We start from the raw sequence: 22,531 nt of genomic DNA, 5'->3' as shown, positions 1-22,531 counted from the left end.
TTTCATATGTCCCTCTTTCGCCATTCCGCACTCCGGCGGCATGGCAGGGGAGCCACGAAAGGCTCCAAACCGCGCGGGTCGGCTTAACCCGCACAGTGGCCCCGTCGGCATCCGGCCGGCGGTGTTGAAGGAAAAAAGATGTTCGATACCAAGACCGTGACCACCGAGTGGGGTGGCAAGACGCTGACGCTGGAAACCGGCCGCGTCGCGCGCCAGGCCAATGGTGCCGTTATGGCAACGCTCGGCGAAACCGTGGTGCTCTGCGCCGTGACCGCCGCCAAATCGGTGAAGGAAGGCCAGGATTTCTTCCCGCTGACCGTTCACTATCAGGAAAAATATTCGGCTGCCGGCCGCATCCCCGGTGGCTTCTTCAAGCGTGAGCGCGGCGCGACCGAAAAGGAAACGCTGGTCAGCCGCCTGATCGACCGCCCGATCCGCCCGTTGTTCCCCGAAGGGTTCTACAACGAGATCAACGTGATCTGCCAGGTGCTCAGCTATGATGGCGAGAATGAGCCCGACGTGCTCGCCATGGTCGCCGCCTCGGCTGCGCTGACCATTTCGGGCGTGCCGTTCATGGGCCCGATCGGCGCAGCGCGCGTCGGCTATGTCGATGGCGAATATGTGCTCAACCCGACGCTCGACCAGGTCAAGGAAGGCGATCTCGATCTCGTCGTCGCCGCGACCGGTGAAGCCGTGATGATGGTTGAATCCGAAGCCAAGGAGCTTTCCGAAGAGGTCATGCTCGGTGCCGTGCAGTTCGCGCACACGGCGTGCCGCGAAGCCGTCAACCTCATCATCGATCTGGCCGAACAGGCTGCTAAGGATCCGTGGGAAATGGCCGCTCAGGCTGATCTCTCGGCCGCCAAGGACAAGCTCAAGAAACTGATCGGCAAGGACATCGCCGCCGCCTATAAGGTGACCGACAAGTCCGAGCGCTCGAACCTGCTCAACGCCGCGCGCGCCAAGGCCAAGGAAGCCTTTGCCGATGCCGCCCCGCAGGACCAGATGGCCGCGCAGAAGCTCGTCAAGAAGCTCGAAGCCGAAATCGTCCGTGGCGCGATCCTGAAGGACGGCCAGCGCATCGACGGCCGCACCACCACGCAGATCCGTCCGATCGAGGCGATCGTCCACTTCCTGCCGCGCGCGCACGGCTCGGCGCTGTTCACGCGTGGCGAGACGCAGTCGATCTGCACCACCACGCTCGGCACCAAGGACGCCGAGCAGATGATCGACGGCCTGACCGGCCTGTCCTACGAAAACTTCATGCTGCACTATAACTTCCCGCCTTACTCGGTCGGTGAAGTCGGCCGCTTCGGTGCGCCGGGCCGTCGTGAAGTCGGCCACGGCAAGCTCGCCTGGCGCGCGCTGCACCCGGTGCTGCCGTCGAAGGACGAGTTCCCCTACACGATCCGCGTTCTGTCGGACATCACCGAGTCGAACGGCTCGTCGTCGATGGCGACGGTGTGCGGCGGTTCGCTGTCGATGATGGATGCCGGTGTGCCGCTGAAGCGCCCGGTTTCGGGCATCGCCATGGGCCTGATCCTGGAAGGCAAGAAGTTCGCGGTTCTCTCGGACATTCTCGGCGACGAGGATCATCTGGGCGACATGGACTTCAAGGTCGCAGGCACCGAAGCCGGCATCACCACGATGCAGATGGACATCAAGATCGCCGGCATCACCGAAGAGATCATGCGCAAGGCGCTCGAACAGGCCAAGGAAGGCCGCGCGCATATCCTGGGTGAGATGAACAAGGCGCTGTCGTCGACCCGCACCGAGCTCTCGGCGCATGCCCCGCGCATCGAAACGCTGCAGATCGACAAGAGCAAGATCCGTGAAGTGATCGGCACCGGCGGCAAGGTGATCCGCGAGATCGTCGCGCAGACCGGCGCCAAGGTCGACATTGACGATGAGGGCCTGATCAAGATCAGCTCGTCCGACACCGCGCAGATCGAAGCTGCGATCAAGTGGATCAAGGGCATCGTCGAGGAAGCTGAAGTCGGCAAGATCTATGACGGCAAGGTCGTCAACCTGGTGGACTTCGGTGCGTTCGTGAACTTCATGGGTGGCAAGGACGGTCTCGTCCACGTCTCCGAAATCAAGAACGAGCGCGTCGAGAAGGTCGCGGACGTCCTCAAGGAAGGCCAGGACGTCAAGGTCAAGGTCCTCGAGATCGATCCGCGCGGCAAGGTGCGCCTGTCGATGCGCGTCGTCGACCAGGAAACCGGTGCCGAGATCGAAGACACCCGCCCGGCGCGTGAACCGCGCGAAGGTGGCGATCGCGGTCCGCGCGGCCCGCGTCGCGATGGTGACGGCGGCCGTGGCCCGCGTGGCGATGGCGGCGGCCGTGGTGATCGCGGCCCACGCCGTGATGGCGACGGTGGCCGTGGCCCGCGTCGCGATGGCGGCGGCGAGCGCGCACCGCGTGCAGAGCGTTCGGGCAATGACGACGGCCCCGCGCCCGAGTTTGCACCCGCCTTCCTGACCGGTGATCGCGACTAAAACCTCCGGTTCTTACGGAGAAAGAAGGGGCTCGGAGCGATCCGGGCCCCTTTTTCGTAAATTGGCAGCCCGCAAAAGGCGGTTGGTTTATGACGCGCGCTGCCCTATCCCCGAACCGCGCGATGCAGCCTTTTCGGGTTCGTCGCGCATTCGCGCCGGTAACGGGAATGCAGTGCGCACGATCCGTGCAAATCTGCAGCTGTCCCTGCAACTGTAAGCGGCGAGTATGACGCGCATGTGGAACCGACGGTTCCGCAGCCACTGGGGAAGCCCGCCACCTTGGCGGACCACCTGGGAAGGCGCGCATCGTGCGATGACCCGTGAGCCAGGAGACCGACCGGCGCGGGTCGCTCTTGCCCGGCTCATGGGATTGGCCAGGCGCGAAACGATTTTCGTCTGAGCGACGAACGTGCGGCTGGGGCCGCATCGGGGGGCGGTGCCGGGCGCTTATGCGTCCGTCCGGTGGCGTGTCCCGACCGTTCGCAGCGGAAGCCCCGGTCCTTGTCGCTCGACGCCCAAGGGACTCGTTTACGCCATGAAGACTCTGCTTTCCTCGGCCGCGCTTGCCGCGCTGCTGCTCCCCGCCACCGCCTTCGCTCAGGTCGCCCCCGATCCGGCACCCGCGCAAACCACCGACGACGAGTCGGCCATCGTCGTCACTGGCATCCGCTCCACCGTCACCCCGCTGCGTGCGGATCAGATTGGCGGTTCGGTCACCGTGCTCGATACCGATGCGCTCGACCAACGCCAGACCCGCGCCGTGTCCGACATCCTGCGCGATGTCCCCGGCGTCGCCGTCAGCCGCATCCCCGGTCAGACGCAAGTCCGCCTGCGCGGGGCCGAGGCCAACCACACGCTGGTGCTGATCGACGGGATCGAAGTGTCCGACCCCTATGCGGGCGAATTCGATTTCGGCACGCTGATCGCAGATGATGTCGCGCGCGTGGAAGTGCTGCGCGGGCAGCAAAGTTCGATCTACGGCTCCGATGCGATCGGTGGCGTGATCCACTATATCACGCTCACCGGGCGTGAGGCCCCGGGTGTCAGCGCACGCGTCGAAGGCGGTTCGTTCGGCACGGTCAACGCGGCAGCCCGGATCGCGGGCGTATCGGGCACATTCGATTATGCGCTGTCGGGCACGCTCAACACGACCGACGGCACGCCCAATGCGCGCGGGGGAACGCGCAATCTTGGCAATGACTCGGGCGCGGTGTCGTTCAAATCGACGTGGTCGCCCGCATCCAATGCGCGCCTCACCGCCGTCGCGCGCTATGCCCGCACCCAGGCCGATTTCAACGACAGCGACAGCAACCCGGCCAGCAAGACCTTTGGCTATACGATCGACACGCCGGGCGCGCATTTCATCAACGAAGCGGTTTACGGCCTGCTGCGTGGCGAACTCGATTTGCTCGACGGCAAATGGACGCAGGCGCTGACCGGGCAAATCGCCGACACCACGCGCAATGGCTATGGCGCGACCGCGCGCACTTATGGCGACACGGGCCAGCGGCTGAAGGGCTCGTATGAGTCAACGCTCAAGCTCAACCAGGGCGCACTGCATCACCAATTGACCGTCGCGGTCGATGTCGAGCGCGAGCGCTATCGCAATACCGATCCGACCGGCTTTGCTTTCACCGGGCGGCGGCAAGTCGACAATGTCGGCATCGTCGGACAATATGACCTGACGCTCGGCGAACATGCCGCGTTCGGCGCCTCGCTGCGGCAGGACCTCAACAACCGCTTTCAGGACACCACCACCTATCGCGTGCAAGGCAGCTATCGCTTCGACAGCGGCACGCGGGTTCGCGCAGCGGCCGGATCGGGCGTGAAGAATCCAGGCTTTTACGAACTCTATGGCTATAGCGACGGGCGCTTCATCGGCAATCCGGGTCTGAAACCCGAACGCTCGGAAGGATGGGAAGCCGGGATCGAGCAGAGTTTCGTCGACGGCCATGTGCTGATCGGCGCGACCTATTTCGACAGCCGCCTGTCGGATGAAATCTACACCATTCACCCCGCGCCAACGTACGTGGCGACACCCGCCAACCGCACCACCAAATCGCGCCAACACGGCGTCGAGGCGTTCCTCAACGCACGCATCGGCACCGCGTGGCGGATCGACGCCGCTTATACCTATCTCCACGCCCGCGAGAATGGCGTGGAAGAAGTGCGCCGCCCGACCCATATCGCCAGCGTCGCGGTCGGCTGGCGCGCACCGCACGATCGCTTCGGCTTCACCGCGGTCGCACGCTACAATGGCGACACCAGCGACGTGGCCTATACCGATCCCTCTTATGTCCCGGTCACGGTGCGGCTGCACGATTATGTGCTGCTCAACCTCAATGGCGATGTGAAGCTCAACCGCCATTTCACGCTGTTCGGCCGGATCGAGAACCTCAACAACGCGCATTATGAGGACGTGTTCAGCTTCACCAATCCGGGCCGCGCCGTTTACGGCGGTGTTCGCGCACGCTTCTGAGCTCCCGCTCCGTCATCCGGGCACTGCCCCGGATGACGGAGCGCCATAGCAGCACCCTTGCAGCGCTCCATAGTTCCACTATAGTGGAATTATGGAAATAGCGAACGCCGTCGCCGCTTTGTCCGCGCTCGCCCATGCCGGGCGGCTCAGCGTGTTCCGTATGCTGGTCCAGGCCGGTCCTGAAGGGCTTGCAGCGGGCGAAATCGCGCGGCGGCTGGACGTTCCCGCCAACAGCTTGTCGACCAATCTCCAGATCCTGTCGCACGCGCAATTGGTATCGAGTCGCCGCGATGGGCGTTCGGTCATCTATTCCGCGCGGCACGACAGCATGGCGAACTTGCTCGAATATCTCATGGAGGATTGTTGCGGGGGCAATCCGGAGATTTGCGGGCAGTTGGCCGACACCGTGCTGCGCAGCCGTTGTACTGAGGAAGGACACGCATGACCGACCCGATCGCCATCGATATCATCGTCTATCACAATCCGGCCTGCGGCACGTCGCGCAACACGCTGGCGATGATCCGCAACGCCGGGATCGAGCCGCATGTCGTCGAATATCTCAAGACGCCGCCATCGCGCGCGCTGCTCGAGCGGTTGATCGCGCGCGCCGGAATGCGCCCGCGCGATTTGCTGCGCGAAAAAGGTACGCCCTATGCTGAGCTTGGCCTGGACGATGAGAGCCTGAGTGACGCCGCGCTGGTCGATGCGATGATCGCGCATCCGATTCTTATCAACCGCCCGCTGGTGGTGTCGCCGCTCGGCGTGACGCTTTGCCGCCCGTCCGAACGGGTGCTGGACTTGCTGCCGACACCGCAACACGGTGCGTTCGCCAAGGAAGATGGCGAGCAAGTGATCGACGCGCACGGCCAGCGCGTCGGCTGATGCTTATCGCCGTTCTGATCTTTCTCGCGACGATTACGCTCGTCATCTGGCAACCCCGCGGACTCGGCATTGGCTGGAGCGCGACGGCGGGCGCGGTCGTCGCGCTTGCGACCGGAACCATCGGTCTCGCCGACATTCCGGTTGTGTGGAACATCGTATGGAATGCGACGGGCGCGTTTGTCGCGATCATCCTGATCAGCTTGATCCTCGATGCGGCGGGATTCTTCGAATGGGCGGCGTTGCACGTCGCGCGCTGGGGCGGCGGCAACGGCAAAAGGCTGTTCGCGCTGGTGGTGGTGTTGGGGGCGGCGGTGTCGGCGCTGTTCGCCAATGATGGGGCCGCGCTCATCCTGACCCCGATCGTCCTCGCGATGCTGCGGGCGCTGGGTTATGGCGTCAAGGCGACGCTGGCGTTCGTGATGGCGGCGGGCTTCATCGCTGATACCGCCAGCGTGCCGCTCGTGGTGTCCAATCTCGTCAACATCGTCTCGGCCGATGTCTTCAAGCTGGGCTTTGCCGATTATGCGTGGGTGATGGTGCCGGTCGATCTGGCCGCGATCGCGGCGACGCTCGCGGTGCTTCTGCTGTTCTTTCGGCGCGACATCCCGTCCGATTACGATGTTGCACTGCTCCGCACGCCCGGGGACGCGATCAGCGACCGCGCGACCTTTCGCGCCGGGTGGGGCGTGTTGGCGCTGCTACTGGTCGGGTTCTTCCTGCTGGAACCGCTCGGCGTGCCGGTCAGCGCGACGGCTGCCGTCGGCGCGGTGGTGTTGATCGGCATCGCGGCGCGGGGCGGCACCATTGACACCCGCCAGTTGATCCGCACCGCGCCGTGGCAGATCGTGGTCTTCTCGCTCGGCATGTATCTGGTCGTTTATGGGCTGAAAAACGCCGGGCTGACCAATGGGCTCGCGCTGCTCCTGGATCGCACGGCGCAGAGCGGGCTTTGGGGGGCCACCTTCGCGACCGGCATTCTTGCCGCGCTGCTCTCTTCGGTGATGAACAATTTGCCGACGGTGCTGATCGGTGCCCTGTCGATCGACGCCACGCACGCGACCGGCGCGGTCCGGCAAGCGATGATCTACGCCAACGTCATCGGCTGCGATCTGGGGCCCAAGATTACGCCGATCGGTTCGCTCGCCACCTTGTTGTGGCTGCACGTGCTTGGGCAAAAGGACGTGCGGATCGGCTGGGGCTATTATTTTCGGGTAGGCATCACGCTCACGACGCCGATCCTGCTGGTGACGCTTGCGGCGCTGGCGATACGGTTGGGGTGATCGATCGAAAGGGCGGAGGGAGCACATCAGTGCTCCCTCCAAGGATCGTTCAGAAGTTCGCCGTGAAGCCAACCGCGAGGTTGCGACCCAGGCTGTCATAGCGTGCCGGGATCGTGTTGTTGCGCGCCAGGCTGATATTGTACGAATTCGCCAGGATCGGCGGGGCCTTGTCGAGCAGGTTGTTCGCGATCAGGCGCAGGCTGTAGCGCTTGGCAATGTTGAACGTCAGCGCGAGATCGAAGTAGCTGACCGGGGCGATATAGCCGAAGGTCTTCTGCACCCGATCAGGCGTGCCGCCGATCGCCGGATCGCCCGAATTGTTGGCGCTGGTGAGCGACCCGACATAGCGCCAGTTGAACGAGGCGTTGAAGCCATCATCGGGCGTTACATAGGTCGCGCGCATCCCATGGCTCCACTTCGGCAGCAACTGGCCACAGCCATTGCCGTAATAACCGGCGCAATTGCGCTCGGGCTGCAGCGGCGAATCCTGGCCACCGGCGAAGGTGGTCAGCGAGCCGTTAAAGCTCAGATCCATCCGGCCAACCTTGCCCAGACCCAGCGCATATTGCGACTGGAAGTCCCAACCGCGCGCGATCGAGAAATAATAGTTGGTCGTACCGGCGCGGATGAAGCCGCTGGTCGGGTTGGTGCCGGCCGCCGCATAGAGCGTGCCATTGGCGGCGCGCACGATGCCCGAGCAGAAGAACGGATCGCCGTTCGAACGCAGGCAGCCATCGGTATAATAGCTGTCGTCATTATAGCCGAGCGAGTTGTTGATCTTGATCCGATAGCGATCGACCGAGAACACCAACCCTTTGACGAAGCGCGGCTTCAGGATGATGCCATAGGTCTGGGTATAGGCCGTTTCCGGCGCAGCGGTGAAACCACCCGAACGGACCGTGCACTGGTCGTTCGGGCACAGCAGCGTTGCGCTGCCATAGAGCGAATCGGACAGGCCGGTTGCGCGGCACACTTCCTTCGACGCGAGCGGCGCGGTGGTGGTGATGGTCTTACCCGGATTGGCAGGGTCAGCAATCTGACGCGGCACGGGTGCGCAGAAATCGTTCTGCGACCCGCCCTGACGCGAATAGCTGATGTTGCTGGCCTGATACGCTTCGACCACGGTCGGCGCGCGCTGCGCCTTGTTGAAGGAGGCGCGGAACACGATGTCGCGAACCGGCGCGTACAACCCTTCCAGCTTCCACGTCGTGAATTTGTCGGGGTTGGAGCTGTATTTGGACAGACGCCCGCCGGCATTCACCTGAAGCTCTTCGATGAAGGGCTTGTGCTGCACCAAAGGTGCCTGAAGCTCGATATTGCCTTCCCAGACATGCTGGCGGAGGTCGGCATCCGATCCGCCATTGTCGGCCCGGAATGCCGCATTCGCGGTCGAGAACTGACGATCCTCGCGATATTCCACACCCGCCGCAAAGGCGAGCCCCTGCTCGGCAAAGGGTGACTTGATGCCATATTTGCCGAGGTCGCCGGTCACGTTGGCGAGCACATCGTACAGGATGCCAACGGTGGTCTGCTTCTCGGCCGCGAGACCGCTATACAGATAGTTGACCAGCGCCTGGTTGCTGTTCCCCGCCTTGAACGCATCGAACGGGACGCAATTCTTGTCGGTCCCATCGACGACCGAGGCGCAGGTCGGCGTGCCATTGACGTTGACCACGTTGAGCGAGCGGTTGACGTTGGCAAATTGCGGCAGCGAGGCGGGCATATAGTCCTGCTGGTTGCGCGCATAGACGCCGCCAATGTCATAGGTCCATGCATCGCCGATCTTGCCGCGAACACCGCCGGTCGCGCGAATGCCGCTATTGACATAGGTATCGGTCAGATACGGCACGTTGAAACGATAGCGCACATCGAGCGGCGCGAGCGTCGCGGTTCCGGCCGCAGCCCCGCAAATCGCGGATGCTTGCGACGCCGACAGGAACGGGTTGTTGCAGTTCACCTGATACGGGTCGGACCCATAATTGGCGGCAGCAAACACGCGGGTCGGGAAGCGGTTGGTCGACTTATCGCGGAACCAGATGCCCGACCCGTAAATTTCCGCCGCCGGCGACAGCTTCAGCGTCGCGAAGCCCCCGGCGTTCACGCGGGTGAAGGCGCGCTGGTACGAATAGCCGTCATAGGGGTTGGCCGCATTGCCCGCACCCGCGCCATAGGGAACAAAGCTGCGCGTGCCGTCCGGATTATTGACATAGGCCGTGCCGTTATTGGCCCCCGAGCGCGGCGAGATGTAACCGCTGACCGAATAGGACGACAACGAGCAACTGAGCGGGCCATCGGTGCCGGTCTGCACCAATTGGCAGGCCGAGGTCGATCGCGCGTCGTACGGCACCAGATCCTGGTGCTTATAATTGACGAAGCCGGACACTTTCAGCTTGTCGTCAAACAGCGAGGTCCCGGCGGTCAACGTTACATCGGCACGGCCACCGTCATTGACCATCCCGGTATTGGTCGGGAAGCTCGATGCCTGCGCCTGCTGCGTGACGATGTTCGCGCGGTTCTGGTGGTTGTAGAAATTGTAATTGCCGTCGATCCGGATGCCCTTGAAATCGGGCTTGAGGACGAAGTTGACGACGCCTGCAACCGCGTCCGAGCCATAGACCGACGAAGCACCGCCGGTCAGCACGTCGACGCGATCGATCAGCGAGACCGGAATGATCCCCGCATCCTCACCGTTTTGCGTGCCCAGGCGCTTGCCGTCGATCAGCACCAGCGTGCGTTCAAAACCCAGGCTGCGCAGCTTGATGCGCTGGCGACCGTCCGAATCCTGGTAATTTTGCTGGCTGTCGGGCGCGATCTGCGGGAGGCGGTTCAACACCTCTTCGATATTGGTCGGCGACTGCGCCCGGATGTCCTGCGCGGTCACCGTGGTGATCGGCGCGGCCGACGCGATGTTCGGACGCAAAATGCGCGTCCCGGTTACCAGAATGTCGCCGTCTGCCGGTGTGGCATCGGCTGCATCCGGTTTCGAGACGTGATCGTCGGCGGCGGCCTGCTGCGCCATCGCAGGCGCGGCGAAAGCCAGCGCCGCGCCCAGCGCAGCAAAGGATACAGAGTGACGGAGCATCATGAAAATTTCCCCTAATTACACATGCCGCCCGCGTTTTGCGTTACGGCACCGTGACAAGAGGTTCTATTCAAATTGGCAAACCGTCAATACCTAATTGATACCACGCCAAACCGATTTTGACATTTTATGCGTCCATGTCATGATCGTACATAAAGAATGAACCGGGGTGACCATGACCAGTAGAAGATCCTTGCTCGCCATGATGGGCGTTGCCGCCGGCGCATTGCCCGCCGCCAAAGCCTTGGCCGACGTAACGTCCGGGCCTGCCGCGCAAATTGTCTCGACCTGGGACTTTGGCGCGGCCGCAAACGACGCTGCCTATGCGAAGCTGGCCAGCGGCGGATCGTTGCTCGATGCGGTCGAAGCCGGGGCGATGGTGCCTGAAGCGGACCCGAACAACCATTCCGTCGGCTATAGCGGCTATCCCGACCGCGACGGTCACGTCACGCTCGACGCCGTCATCATGGACGATGCCGGCCGGGTCGGCGCGGTCGCCGCGCTCGAAGATACCATGCACGCCATTTCGGTCGCGCGCCGCGTGATGGAAAAGACCCCGCACACGCTGCTGGTCGGCGAAGGCGCGACGCGCTTCGCCAAGGATCAAGGCTTCCCTTATTGCAAATTGCTGACGCCAGAATCGGAAAAGGCGTGGCGCGAATGGCTCAAGACCGCAAATTATCGACCCGAAGCCAATAGCGAGAACCGCATCACCCGCACGCCCGGCGGCGCGCTCGATCATGATACGATCGGCCTGCTCGCGCGCGATGCCAGCGGGCGGCTGGCGGGTGCGTGCACCACGTCCGGCATGGCGTTCAAGATGCGCGGCCGCGTCGGCGATTCGCCCCAGGTCGGCAGCGGGCTGTTCGTCGAAGCGGGCGTTGGCGGCGCAACCTCGACCGGACTGGGCGAGGAAGTGACGCGCATCGCGGGCACCGCGCGCGTGATCGCGTCGATGCGCGCCGGACGTTCGCCGCAGGAAGCGTGCGAGGAAGTGGTGAAGCACATTGCCAAGCTGCGCGGTGACGCCATTCGTGGCGTCCAGGTCGGTTTTCTGGCGCTCGATCCGCATGGCAATGTCGGCGCGTTCTGCCTGTTGCCGGGCTTCACCTATGCCGTCACCGACATGGCCGGCCGCACCGTGGTGCATAAAGGAACGTCGCTATTCCAGGCGTGACACCCAAACGCGGCATGCTCGAAGTCTGCGTCGAAACGGTCGCGGGGCTGGAGGCGGCACTCCGTGGTGGGGCCGACCGGATCGAATTGTGCGCCGCCTTGTCGGTCGGTGGGCTGACCCCGCCGGGCTCGCTGATCCGCGCGGCCGCGTCCAGCCCCCTGCCGGTCCATTTGCTGGCCCGCCCGCGCGCGGGCGGGTTCATGTATGACGCGGCAGAACAGGCGCTGATCGCCGACGACATTCGCGCCGCCGCCGACGCCGGGCTCGCCGGTGTCGTGATCGGGGCCAGTGGCGCCGACCGACAGCTCGATACCGCTGTGCTCGCACGCTGGGTGGATCACGCACGCACACTCGGGCAGCAGCGCGGTGCCGCGCTGTCGTTGACCCTGCACCGCGCGTTCGATCTGGTGCCCGATCCGCTTGCACCGCTCGAGCAGGCAGTGGCCTTGGGGTTCGATCGCATCCTGACCTCGGGCGGAGAGCCGCGTGCGATCGACGGCGTGACAACGCTCGCTGCGTTGCATCGGCAGGCGGCGGGGCGGATCATCATCCTCGCGGGAAGTGGGGTAAGCGTCGAAACCGCGCCCGCGCTGTTGGCGACGGGCATCACCGAACTCCACGCATCGTGCCGCAGCACCCGCGAGATCGCCCCGGACGCCCCCGAACGCCGCTTCGGCTTCGTTGCGGCGCAGGACGGCGATACCGATGTCGATCGCGTCGCAGCGCTTGCGCAGCTGGTGCATTTTGCGGCTTGAGTAATACCAATATAAAACCTATCCCGGCTGAGATAGCAATCGGACCAGCCATGCACGATACCATATCCATGACCGCTTCGCCCGTTTCGGGCCCAACGCTGATGTTTCAGGAAGCGGCGGAGGCCGGTGCCGCCGTCGCCCGCATGCTCGCCGCCAATGGACCGGCCTTCGCCGCGCTCGGCGCGAAGCTGCGCGCCGCCCCGCCCGCCGTTATCGTAACCTGCGCACGCGGATCGTCCGATCATGCCGCCACCTATGGCAAATATCTGATCGAGACGCGCACCGGCATTCCGGTGGCGTCGGCCGCACCGTCGGTCGCCTCGGTCTATGCCGCGCCCGCCGTACAGGGCCATGCGCTTTGCATCGCCATCTCGCAAAGCGGGCGCAGCCCGGACTTGCTCGCCACCGTGGCCGCGCAAAAGGCGGCGGGCGCGCATGTCGTCGCGTTGGTCAACGACGCCACCTCCCCGCTCGCCGACACCGCCGATACGGTGATCGCGCTGTCGGCCGGGGTCGAACGGTCGGTCGCTGCGACCAAATCCTACATTGCATCGCTGGCAGCACTTGCTGCCTTGGTGGCGGAGTGGGCCGAGGACGACACGCTGCGCCGCGCCGTCATGGGCTTGCCCGATGCGCTCGCGCGGTCCTGGGCGCTGGACTGGGGCAGCGTCGGCGCGAGCCTGCAGGACGCGACCAACCTGTTCGTCATCGGGCGCGGGATTGGCCTTGCGGTTGCGCAGGAAGCGGCGTTGAAACTGAAGGAAACGTGTGGGCTTCACGCCGAAGCCTTCAGTTCGGCCGAGGTGCGCCACGGCCCGATGGCGATCGTTGGCAGCGGCTTTCCAATCATCGCCTTCGCCACCTCCGACGTGATTGGCGACGACGTCCGCGCGGTTGCGGCGGACTTTGCCGCGCGCGGTGCGCGTGTCAGCCTGGCCGACGCACGTGTCGATGGGGCGGGTGACCCGCCCGCGCTTACCGCCGACCCCGCAATCGAGCCGATTCTGATGATCCAGAGCTTCTATCGCATGGCCGATGCGCTTTCGCGCGCGCGCGGGTACAATCCCGATGCGCCGAGCCATCTCAGCAAGGTTACCCGCACGCTATGACGTCTTATGCTTTCGTAAACGGCAATATCGTCACGCCGCGCGGAATCCTGTCCGCTGCGACGATCGACGTCGAGGGCGGCGTCATCGTCGCGATCATGGAGCGCGCCAGCGCCGGGGCGATCGATCTTGACGGTGGATGGCTGATGCCCGGCTTCATCGATACCCAGGTCAATGGCGGCGGCGGCATGCTGTTCAACGACGAACCGACCGTCGACGGGATTGCCGCGATCGGTGCGGCGCACCGGCCTTATGGCACCACCGCCTTCCTGCCGACGCTGATCAGCGATTCGGCAACGGTCATCGGCCAGGCGCTGGAGGCAACCGACGCGGCGATTGCGGCCGGCGTGCCGGGTGTAGTCGGCGTGCATATCGAGGGGCCAGTCATCAACGTTGCGCGCAAGGGCATTCACGATGCCGCGCGCTTCGTCACGCTCGACGATACGCTGATGGCGTTGCTGATGCGGCCGCGCCGTGGTCGCGTGATGGTCACGATCGCGCCCGAACTGGTGCCGCTCGATCGCATTGCCGCGCTCGCGCGCGCCGACGTGCTGGTCAGCCTTGGCCATAGCAATGCGACCTATGCCGAAGCGACGGCAGGCTTCGCCGCCGGCGTGACGGGGGTCACCCATCTGTTCAACGCCATGTCGCCGCTCATTCAGCGCGCGCCCGGCGCGGTTGGTGCCGCGCTGGACAACCAGTCGGTGTACTGCGGGCTGATCGTCGATGGCTTCCATGTCGACGATGCCGCGCTGCGCATCGCGCTGCGCGCGCGCCCGGCGGATCGCATGATGCTGGTCACCGACGCGATGCCGTGCGTCAACACCGCCGAGACCACCTTCCTGCTGCAAGGCCGCCCGATCCATGTCGAGGGTGGCCGCTGCATCGGGGCGGACGGTACGCTCGCCGGGTCGGATCTCGACATGGCACGCGCGGTGCGCAACACCATTACCCGGCTCGGCATCACGCCCGAGCGCGCGGCGGCGATGGCGGCAACCCATCCGGCCGCCTTCCTCGGCCTGTCGCGGGATCGCGGTGCGATCACGCCGGGCAAGCGCGCGGACTGGGTGCAGCTCGACGCCGCATTCCACCCAATCGCGACCATCATTGGCGGAGACGTTGCGGCGACGGCCCGGTCCGAGCCCGTCCCTGCCTGACCCTTCGCGCTTTGCGCGTCCCTGCCCCGTTTGAGGAGAAACCATGGCGTCGATCGTGCTGTCCGCACCGTTACAAGGCTGGGTCACTGCGCTGGACGATGTTCCCGACGCCGTGTTCGCCGGGCGGATGCTGGGCGACGGGCTGGCGATCGATCCAACCGGCACTTGCCTGTACGCGCCGTGCGACGGGCGCATCGTCAGCGTGCAATCGACCGGCCATGCGCTGACGATCGAAGCCGATAACGGCGCGCAAATCCTGATCCACCTCGGCATCGACACGGTCGGGCTGGGCGGGCGCGGCTTCACCCCACATGTGCGCGCCGGGGACCGAGTCGCTACGGGCGACGCCCTGATCGACTTCGATCTCGATTTGCTGGTGCGCGAAGCCGCAGCCGTGATCACGCCGATTCTTCTGGTGGAAGGCGAAGGCTATGCGCTGAGCGATCGCGCGGCGATCGGGCCGATCGCGGTCGGTGCGCCGCTGATGACGGTGCGGGCGATCGCCCCGTCGGCGACCGAGCAAACCGACCGCAGCGATATACCGCGCGAAGAGCGCACGCTGCGCATCGATCTGGCCCACGGCATCCACGCCCGCCCGGCCGCCCGCATTGCCGCCTGCGCACGCGCCTTCAGTGCCTCGATCACGCTCGGCAAGGGCGCGCGCACTGCGTCAGCGCTCAGCCCGACCGGGCTGCTCGCGCTGGGCATTGGGCATGGCGATACGATCACGCTGGCCGCGCAGGGCAGCGACGGCACCGCCGCGCTCGATGCGCTGGTCGCGCTGATCTCCGGCGGCATGGACGAAGCGCCCGCGCCTGCCGCGCCGCCGCCCGCCGCCGTGCGCCGCGCTGATGTGCCCGAGGGCGCGCTTGCGGGCGTGACCGCAGCGCCGGGCCTCGCGATCGGGCCAGTACGGCATCACCGCGCCATTGACCCAGAAGTTCCGCTGCTGGGGCGCGGCATTGCCGCCGAGCAGGCCGCCTTCACCACCGCCCATGCCGCGCTCATCGCCGACATGACCCGGCAGGCCGCCGCCGCCCACGGCCCGGCACGTGCCATTCTGGAGGCGCACGCCGCGTTGCTCGGCGACCCCGCTTTGATCGACACGACCCACACCGGTATCGCGCGCGGCGAAAGTGCTGGCCACGCCTGGCGCGCCGCGATCCGCCCGCAGGCCGATGCACTGCGCGCCGGTGGCGACCCACACCTGGCCGAACGCGCCGACGATCTGCGCGACCTGGAACGCCAGTTGCTCGCCCGCCTGTTGGGCGGTGCCGAAACCGCGCAGATCTATCCCGTCGGCACGATCCTGATCGCCGAGGATCTGATGCCGTCCGATCTGATCGGCTCGGCCGAGGGCCTGGCCGGTCTGTGCATCGCCAAGGGCGGGCCGACCTCGCATGTCGCGATCCTCGCTGCCTCCATGGGCTTGCCCGCATTGGTCGCGATCGGTCCCGACGTGCTGGATATCCCCGACGACACCCGCGTCATTCTCGATGCGAGCAACGGCCTGCTCCACACCGCCCCCTCCGCCACGCAGCTGGCCGAAGCCGAAGCCGCGCAAGCCAAGGCCGCCGCGCGCCGCGCAAGCGCGCTCGCGCGGGCGGGCACACCCTGCCACACGGCGGACGGGACCCGCATCGAAGTCGTCGCCAATCTCGGTTCCGCCGCCGAAGCGGCCCCCGCTATCGCCAATGGTGCCGAGGGGTGCGGACTGCTGCGCACCGAATTCCTGTTCCTAGACCGCGACACCGCGCCGTCGGTCGCCGAACAGGCGTCCGAATATCAGGCAATCGCCGATGCGCTCGAGGGTCGCCCGCTGATCGTGCGCCTGCTCGACATTGGCGGCGACAAGCCCGCCCCCTATCTGCCGATCGCGGGCGAGGAAAATCCGGCGCTGGGCTTACGCGGTATCCGCGTCGGCTTGGCGCACCCCGCCTTGCTCGAAGAGCAGCTGCGCGCGATCCTCGCGGTACAGCCCACCGGCCAATGCAAGATCATGCTGCCGATGGTCGCCCAGATCGAGGAACTGCGCCGGGTGCGCACGCTGCTCGACCGGCTGTGCGCCGAGCTCGGCATCACCACGCCGGTGCAGCTCGGCATCATGGTCGAAACCCCCGCCGCCGCCGTCACCGCCGATCTGCTGGGGCGCGAGGCAGATTTCCTGTCGATCGGCACCAATGACCTGACGCAATATACGCTGGCGATGGACCGCGCCAATCCGGCAGTCGCAAGCGCGCTCGACGGCCTCCACCCCGCCGTGCTGCGCCTGATCGGCGAGACCTGTCGCGGCGGTGCCGCGCATGGCCGCTGGACCGGCGTGTGCGGCGGCCTCGCCTCCGATCCGCTCGCTGTGCCGATCCTGCTCGGGCTCGGCGTCACCGAATTGTCGACCGCGCCGGTGATGGTGCCGACGATCAAGGCGCTGGTGTCGGACGTCACGCTCGCGGCCTGCCGCGATCATGCCGCCGCCGCGCTCGCCTGCGCCTCCGCCGCCGAGGTACGCGCCCTCGCCCGAAGCTTCGCGACCAAGGAGATGTCGGCATGAAATCGATCCTGGGGGCGCTCCAGCCGCTTGGCCGCGCGCTGATGCTGCCGATCGCGGTGCTACCAATCGCCGGCCTGCTGATGCGGCTCGGCCAGCCCGATCTCATCCCCGGCGGCCTGCCCTTTATCGGCGCGGCGGGGCAAGCGATCTTCGACCATCTCGGCCTGCTGTTCGCGATCGGCGTCGCAACCGGCTTTGCGCGCGATGGCAATGGTGCGGCATGTCTGGCGGGCGTCACCTGCTTCCTGGTGACGACCGAGGCGGGCAAGACGCTGCTGACCGTCCCCCCCGAAGCCATTGCAGGCTTTACCGGCCCGTCGGTCGACCTCGCCACAGCGGCATGGAAAGCCAAGGTCATGGCGCGGCTCGACGTGCCGATCGGGATCCTGTCGGGGCTGGTCGGCGGCCTGTTCTACAATCGCTTCTCGGCGATCAAACTGCCCGAATATCTCGCCTTCTTCGGCGGCCGCCGCTTCGTGCCGATCGTCAGCGGGCTGGCCGGGCTCGCGCTCGCGCTTGTCGTCGGGCTTGGCTTCCAGTCGATCAGCAATGGCATCGATGCGCTCAGCACCGCCGCCACCAGCGCGGGCGCGCCGGGGCTGTTCGTGTTCGGCCTGCTCAACCGGCTGCTGCTGGTGACGGGGCTGCACCATATCCTCAACAACGTCGCCTGGTTCGTGGTCGGCGACTGGCACGGCACCACCGGCGATCTGCGCCGCTTCTTCGCGGGCGACCCGAGCGCCGGAAGCTTCATGGCCGGGTTCTTCCCGGTGATGATGTTCGGCCTGCCCGCCGCCTGCCTCGCCATGTACCACGCCGCCGCGCCCGATCGGCGCAAGGCGGTCGGCGGCATGTTGTTCAGCCTCGCGCTCACCTCGGCCTTGACCGGGGTGACCGAGCCGATCGAATTCAGCTTCATGTTCCTCGCCCCCGTTCTGTTCGGCATCCATGCCGTGCTGACCGGCCTGTCGATGGCGCTGATGGACCTGCTCGGCGTCAAGCTCGGCTTCGGCTTCTCGGCCGGGCTGTTCGATTACGTGCTGAACTACGGCAAGGCGACGCGCCCGCTGCTGCTGCTGCCGGTCGGCGCGGTCTATTTCCTGCTCTATTACGGCATCTTCCGTTTCTTCATCAAACGGATGGACTTGCCGACCCCCGGCCGCGAGCCGCTCAGCGACACCCCTGCGACATCCTCCCCAGTCGTCGCAGGCGGGCGCGGTGCGGCCTTTGCGCAGGCGCTTGGCGGCGGGGGCAATCTCACCACCGTCGGCGCCTGCACGACGCGGCTGCGGCTGGTGGTGCGCGATCAGGCGCTGGTCGATGACGCCGCGCTCAAGGCGCTCGGCGCGCGCGGCATCATCCGCCCCTCGGCGACCGCGCTGCAAGTGGTGCTAGGGCCGATCGCCGATGTCGTCTCGGTCGAAATCCGCGATGCGCTGGCGCTCGGCGGCGGCATTGTGGCTGCACCGGCTGCCGCCGCGCCGACCGCGGAGCCCAAACTGACCCTCACCGCGCCTTTGCTCGCAGCGCTGGGCGGCGCGGACAATATCGCCGACAGCGCTCGCTACTTCGGGCGGCTGCGGGTCATGCTGCGCGATTCGGCCAAGGCCGACCAGGCGGCGCTCGACGCGCTCAACCTGCACGCAGTCGCACGCCCCGCCCCGGGGCTGCTGCATCTGCTCGGCGACGAAGCCACGCTCGGGCGGCTGACCGCCGCCTGAGCCTCTGGGGGCAAGCCTCTCCCCCCACCCGTTCGTTTCGAGCGTAATCGAGAAACCCCGCGCAGCGCCCGTTGCCTGTTTCTCGACTTCGCTCGAAACGAACGGGGGAAGGGAACCCTACCCCGCCGACAGCGTAACCGGCCCCAAAACGCCCGACTCCGCGCCTGCATCCGCCTCGATCAGCAGCACGATCCGCCGCGCACCCGCCCCGGCGGGCACCTGCGCGGTCAACGGCCCTGCCGCGCCATCGGCCTTGTCCGCGAGGCGCTTGCCATCGACCCACAGTTCCGCACGCCCGCCGATCGCGGCGAAGCGCAGCATCCCGCCGCCCGCCGCCACCGCGCGCCACGGCGTGATCGCGGCGCGATAAACGCGCCAGCGTCCGCCGCGCTCGACCGGCGTCGGCGTGCCGCTGCGCACGAACGCCCAGCTATTATTGTCGCCGTCGCTCGGCGCGAGATCGGGCGAAGGCCGCGCGTCGAACGCCGCCGAGCGCCGCCATTGCGCAATGCGCTGCTGCGGCGCGATCGCAGGAACCTGGCCGGGCGGATCGATCGCCAGCCGGTCGATCGTCAGCCGCGCCGGGGCAAGGCCGTCCGCCTGCGCCGTCATCACGATCCGCCCACGCCCGGTCTCGGCGTGCACGATCACTTGGGCGAGACCATTGAACAGCGAGCGCGCGCCATGGTCGGGCGGCGATTGTTCGGGCTCATGGCTGTTGGGGTCGCCATTGCCGAGCCCGATGATCGCCGCGCCAGCGACCGTGAAGCGCACCGGCAGATTGGCGGTCGGCACGTGCCGCCCCTTTGCATCGACCGCATCGACCGTCACCGGCTGCACATCCTCGCCATCGCCCGCCATCACGCTGCGGGCCGGCGTCAGGCGCAACGCAACCGGTCGCCCCGCCGTCTCCTGCGCCGCGCGCGCGACGATCCGACCGCCGCGCCGTGCGACCACCTCGATCCGGCCCGGCGCATAGGGCACTTTCCAACTGTTCCCCAAGAACCGGTCGACCGATTGCGTGCCCAGCTCGCGCCCGTTCAGGCTGAGCGTCACCTGTTCGGCATTGCTCATCACCACGACATCGATGGTTTGCCCCTCGCGCCCCGGCCACGTCCAATGCGGCGCGAGGCTCAGGACCGGCGCATCGTCGATCCACTGCGCGCTGCGCAAGCCAAAGGCGGTCTTGGGGAAACCGCACAGGTCCAGAATGCCGAAGAAGCTCGAGATCGTCGGCCACTCATAGGGCGTCGGCTCGCCATGATAATCGAAGCCGGTCCATACGAACCCGCCAGCCACGAACGGCCGATCGGCGATCATCTTCCAGCTCGGCCCATGCGGTGCCCCCCAGCCCGCCGCTTCGCGGTCATAGGACGTCGCAATATGCGCCTTCGGGTCGCTCTCGAACGCGCCGCGCGTCTGATACGCGCTGGTGTCCTCGGTGCTGATGATCGGCTTGGTCGGGACCAGCCGATGATAGACGTCATATTGGTCCTGATAATAATTGAACCCGGTCACATCGACTTCGGTCGAGGTGTTGACCGGATCGTTGAACGCGCCATTCATCGCGACGGTCACGGGCCGCGCATCGTCCAGCTGCTTCAGCGCCGCCACCATCCGCCGCGTCATTTCGACACCCTGCGGCGTCGATTTCAGCGGTTCCTCGTTCCACAGCGTCCAGATGATCACGCTGGGGTGGTTGCGGTCGCGCCGCACCAGCCATTCGAGCTGGGCCAGATAGTCGGGCGACGGGTTGAAATGGCGGTTCTCGTCCATCACCAGCAACCCGATGCGGTCGCAATAGTCGAGCAGTTCGGCGGTCGGCGCGTTGGACGACATGCGCACCGCATTGCAGCCCATCGCCTTCAGCCGTTGCAGCCGCCAATAGAGCAAGGCATCGGGCATGGCGGTGCCGACCCCGGCGTGATCCTGATGGAGACACACGCCTTTGATCTTCACCGACCGATCGTTGAGGAAAAGCCCGCGCTCAGCATCGAACCGGATCGTGCGGAAACCGATCGGAATCTGCCGCACGTCCACCACGCCCCCGTCGCGCAGCACCTGCACCCGCAGCGTGTAGAGCGTCGGCGTTTCCACCGACCACAACCGCGCCTCGCCAATGTCGAGCGTCAGCGTGGCATCGGCCTGCTCCAGCACCGGCACCGTCGCCGCGACGCTCGCGCGCTGGACCGCGTGGCCTTCAGGATCGAACAGGGTCGCCTCGACCGTCACCGTCGCTGCGGCGCGCCCGCTATTGGCCAGCGTCGCCACCACGGGCACCTGCCAGCGGCCCGCCGCATCGCGGCGCGGATCGCAATAGACGCCGTCGCTGATGATCGCGACCGGCGCGCGGCGCACCAGCCAGGCGTGGCGATACAGCCCCGCCCCTTCATACCACCAGCCCTCCCACGCACTGGCATCGACCCGGATCGCGATCACGTTCGGCTCGTCGCCAAAGGTGGCGAACGGCGTGATGTCGGCATAAACGCTGGCATAACCCGACCAGCTATGCGCGACGACGCTGCCATTCACCCAGATCGTCGCATTGGTGGCGATGCCGTCAAAATGCAGCTCGATCGTCTTGCCGCGATCGGCGGGGTCGAGCAGCAGTGTGCGACGATACCAGCCAATCCCGCGCGGTCGATAGCCTTGCGAGATGTTCGCGCTCTCGACGAAGGGCTGCGCCGCTGCCCAATCATGCGGCACGCGCACTGCCGCCCAGTCGCTATCGTCATACAGCACCGCCGCCGCACCAATCGCATTCCCCGCCATGGCGGAAAGATAGGTCTCGGCGTGGCCCGCCGGTGCGGGTGCTGCGATATCGCCTTCGTGAAAACGCCAGCCAAGCTCGAGCAGCGTCCGCGCCGGGTCCTGCCGGACGGGCCTTGGCGGCAGGCTGGTTTCGGGGCGCGGCATCGGAAAGCCGTCGGCCGTTGGCGGCGCGGCGACGGCGGCGACGGCGACGGCCGGAACGGCGCGCAGGGCACTAGCGCCCGCGCTGGCGAGCAGAAGCTGGCGACGGTTCATGGCAACACTCCGGGGAGGAAAGGTCGGCGCGCGAACGCGGCTACAGGTCGGACAGTTCGGCGACGAAGTCGTAGGCGTCACCGCGATAATAAGACCGGGTGAATTCCGCCGCGCGGCCATCCTTCAGGAAGCCACGGCGCTCGATCAGCAAGCCCGGATGCCCCGCGCTGACGCCCAGCATCTTGGCATGTTCGGGCCCGAACGGCACCGCGCGCAACCGCTGCAGCGCGCGCACCGGGCGGCTGCCTGCCTTGTCGAGCGCGGTATAGAGCGAGTCCTCGACCGCGCCGATGCCGGGCAGGCAGTAACCGGCGATGGTCGAGAATTCGAGCGCCATCGGTTGGTCATCGGCATAGCGGATGCGGTGAAAGCGATAGACCGGCGTCCCCGGCGACAGGCCCAGCGACATCGCTTCATCGGGGTCGACCGTCCCCGCTGCCCGGCTGATCCAGCTGCTCGACGCGGTCTTGCCGCGCGCCGCCATGTCTTCGGAAAAGGACGACAGCTTGGAAAAGCTCTTTTCCACGCGCCCGGTGACGAAGGTGCCCGCACCGCGCCGCCGCGTCAGCAACCCTTCCTCGACCAGCCCACCAATCGCCTTGCGCACGGTGATGCGCGAAATATCATATTCGACCGCCAGGTCGCGCTCGGCGGGAATCGCATCGTCTTGCGCCAGCACATCGTGCGCGATAGCCTCGCGGATGAGATGCTGGAGCTGCAGGTAGAGCGGTGCCGGATTGCCTTCGCGAAACTGTCCGATTTGTTGCGAAAACGCCAATGCCCATCCCTTTCGCCGCGCCGTAGAACGCCCCCGTCCC

General features: G+C 66.2%; 14 protein-coding genes and 1 riboswitch. Of the genes, 11 read left to right on the top strand and 3 right to left on the bottom strand.

The window, feature by feature from the left end; genetic code table 11:
• Nucleotides 1-138 precede the first annotated feature (138 nt).
• From pnp to H4W01_RS01685, 5 genes are all read left to right on the top strand, one after another.
• On the top strand, nt 139-2,499 hold the full coding sequence (pnp, locus tag H4W01_RS01705) for a polyribonucleotide nucleotidyltransferase (protein WP_209609634.1): 2,361 nt from the start codon (nt 139-141) through the stop codon (nt 2,497-2,499).
• A gap of 139 nt (nt 2,500-2,638) precedes the next feature.
• Nucleotides 2,639-2,855: riboswitch (cobalamin riboswitch) on the top strand.
• Between the two features lie 179 nt (nt 2,856-3,034).
• Nucleotides 3,035-4,978 carry a TonB-dependent receptor plug domain-containing protein gene (locus H4W01_RS01700; protein WP_209609633.1) on the top strand — a complete coding sequence of 648 codons (1,944 nt, stop codon included), beginning with the start codon at nt 3,035-3,037 and terminating at the stop codon, nt 4,976-4,978.
• Nucleotides 4,979-5,069: 91 nt separating this feature from the next.
• Complete coding sequence (locus tag H4W01_RS01695) at nt 5,070-5,423, top strand: ArsR/SmtB family transcription factor (protein ID WP_209609632.1); 354 nt, start codon at nt 5,070-5,072, stop codon at nt 5,421-5,423.
• Nucleotides 5,420-5,860, top strand: coding sequence for an arsenate reductase (glutaredoxin) (gene arsC, locus H4W01_RS01690; protein ID WP_209609631.1), 441 nt, complete (start codon nt 5,420-5,422; stop codon nt 5,858-5,860). Before H4W01_RS01695 ends, arsC begins: the two co-directional genes overlap by 4 nt.
• The gene (locus tag H4W01_RS01685; protein ID WP_209609630.1) at nt 5,860-7,140 is read left to right on the top strand and encodes an arsenic transporter; all 1,281 of its coding nucleotides are present in this window, start codon (nt 5,860-5,862) and stop codon (nt 7,138-7,140) included. Before arsC ends, H4W01_RS01685 begins: the two co-directional genes overlap by 1 nt.
• A gap of 49 nt (nt 7,141-7,189) precedes the next feature.
• Here the strand turns inward: H4W01_RS01685 and H4W01_RS01680 are convergent, their stop codons facing one another.
• On the bottom strand, nt 7,190-10,225 hold the full coding sequence (locus tag H4W01_RS01680; protein WP_209609629.1) for a TonB-dependent receptor domain-containing protein: 3,036 nt from the start codon (nt 10,223-10,225) through the stop codon (nt 7,190-7,192).
• Nucleotides 10,226-10,397: 172 nt separating this feature from the next.
• On the opposite strand from H4W01_RS01680, the gene H4W01_RS01675 reads away from it, so the two are divergent.
• The 6 genes from H4W01_RS01675 (at nt 10,398) to nagE (ending at nt 18,686) form a co-directional block, all read left to right on the top strand.
• A complete protein-coding gene (locus tag H4W01_RS01675; RefSeq protein WP_209609628.1) occupies nt 10,398-11,399 on the top strand; it encodes a N(4)-(beta-N-acetylglucosaminyl)-L-asparaginase in 1,002 nt (333 codons plus the stop codon).
• The gene (locus tag H4W01_RS01670; protein WP_209609627.1) at nt 11,396-12,154 is read left to right on the top strand and encodes a copper homeostasis protein CutC; all 759 of its coding nucleotides are present in this window, start codon (nt 11,396-11,398) and stop codon (nt 12,152-12,154) included. The genes H4W01_RS01675 and H4W01_RS01670 overlap by 4 nt, the downstream gene beginning before the upstream one ends.
• Before the next feature lie 68 nt (nt 12,155-12,222).
• Nucleotides 12,223-13,263, top strand: coding sequence for an SIS domain-containing protein (locus tag H4W01_RS01665; protein ID WP_209609626.1), 1,041 nt, complete (start codon nt 12,223-12,225; stop codon nt 13,261-13,263).
• Nucleotides 13,260-14,417: an N-acetylglucosamine-6-phosphate deacetylase gene (nagA, locus tag H4W01_RS01660; RefSeq protein ID WP_209609625.1), complete on the top strand. Its 1,158-nt coding sequence runs from the start codon at nt 13,260-13,262 to the stop codon at nt 14,415-14,417. The genes H4W01_RS01665 and nagA overlap by 4 nt, the downstream gene beginning before the upstream one ends.
• Before the next feature lie 43 nt (nt 14,418-14,460).
• On the top strand, nt 14,461-16,965 hold the full coding sequence (ptsP, locus tag H4W01_RS01655) for a phosphoenolpyruvate--protein phosphotransferase (protein WP_209609624.1): 2,505 nt from the start codon (nt 14,461-14,463) through the stop codon (nt 16,963-16,965).
• On the top strand, nt 16,962-18,686 hold the full coding sequence (nagE, locus tag H4W01_RS01650; protein WP_209609623.1) for an N-acetylglucosamine-specific PTS transporter subunit IIBC: 1,725 nt from the start codon (nt 16,962-16,964) through the stop codon (nt 18,684-18,686). The genes ptsP and nagE overlap by 4 nt, the downstream gene beginning before the upstream one ends.
• A 117-nt stretch (nt 18,687-18,803) precedes the next feature.
• Here the strand turns inward: nagE and galA are convergent, their stop codons facing one another.
• Both galA and H4W01_RS01640 read right to left on the bottom strand, forming a co-directional pair.
• Nucleotides 18,804-21,713: a beta-galactosidase GalA gene (gene galA, locus H4W01_RS01645; protein ID WP_209609622.1), complete on the bottom strand. Its 2,910-nt coding sequence runs from the start codon at nt 21,711-21,713 to the stop codon at nt 18,804-18,806.
• 40 nt (nt 21,714-21,753) lie between these two features.
• Complete coding sequence (locus H4W01_RS01640; RefSeq protein ID WP_209609621.1) at nt 21,754-22,491, bottom strand: GntR family transcriptional regulator; 738 nt, start codon at nt 22,489-22,491, stop codon at nt 21,754-21,756.
• Nucleotides 22,492-22,531: the final 40 nt, after the last annotated feature.

The organism is Sphingomonas sp. PL20, from assembly GCF_017875905.1.
Taxonomy (GTDB): domain Bacteria; phylum Pseudomonadota; class Alphaproteobacteria; order Sphingomonadales; family Sphingomonadaceae; genus Sphingomonas; species Sphingomonas echinoides.
This window is presented reverse-complemented; position numbering and strand designations above follow the sequence as displayed.

Coding starts and splice junctions, on each gene's coding strand:
- nagA (WP_209609625.1), top strand. CDS start 13,260: ATGACGTCTTATGCTTTCGTAAACGGCAATATCGTCACGCCGCGCGGA.
- H4W01_RS01680 (WP_209609629.1), bottom strand. CDS start 10,225: ATGATGCTCCGTCACTCTGTATCCTTTGCTGCGCTGGGCGCGGCGCTG.
- H4W01_RS01695 (WP_209609632.1), top strand. CDS start 5,070: ATGGAAATAGCGAACGCCGTCGCCGCTTTGTCCGCGCTCGCCCATGCC.
- H4W01_RS01685 (WP_209609630.1), top strand. CDS start 5,860: ATGCTTATCGCCGTTCTGATCTTTCTCGCGACGATTACGCTCGTCATC.
- pnp (WP_209609634.1), top strand. CDS start 139: ATGTTCGATACCAAGACCGTGACCACCGAGTGGGGTGGCAAGACGCTG.
- H4W01_RS01700 (WP_209609633.1), top strand. CDS start 3,035: ATGAAGACTCTGCTTTCCTCGGCCGCGCTTGCCGCGCTGCTGCTCCCC.
- arsC (WP_209609631.1), top strand. CDS start 5,420: ATGACCGACCCGATCGCCATCGATATCATCGTCTATCACAATCCGGCC.
- H4W01_RS01665 (WP_209609626.1), top strand. CDS start 12,223: ATGACCGCTTCGCCCGTTTCGGGCCCAACGCTGATGTTTCAGGAAGCG.
- nagE (WP_209609623.1), top strand. CDS start 16,962: ATGAAATCGATCCTGGGGGCGCTCCAGCCGCTTGGCCGCGCGCTGATG.
- galA (WP_209609622.1), bottom strand. CDS start 21,713: ATGAACCGTCGCCAGCTTCTGCTCGCCAGCGCGGGCGCTAGTGCCCTG.
- H4W01_RS01675 (WP_209609628.1), top strand. CDS start 10,398: ATGACCAGTAGAAGATCCTTGCTCGCCATGATGGGCGTTGCCGCCGGC.
- ptsP (WP_209609624.1), top strand. CDS start 14,461: ATGGCGTCGATCGTGCTGTCCGCACCGTTACAAGGCTGGGTCACTGCG.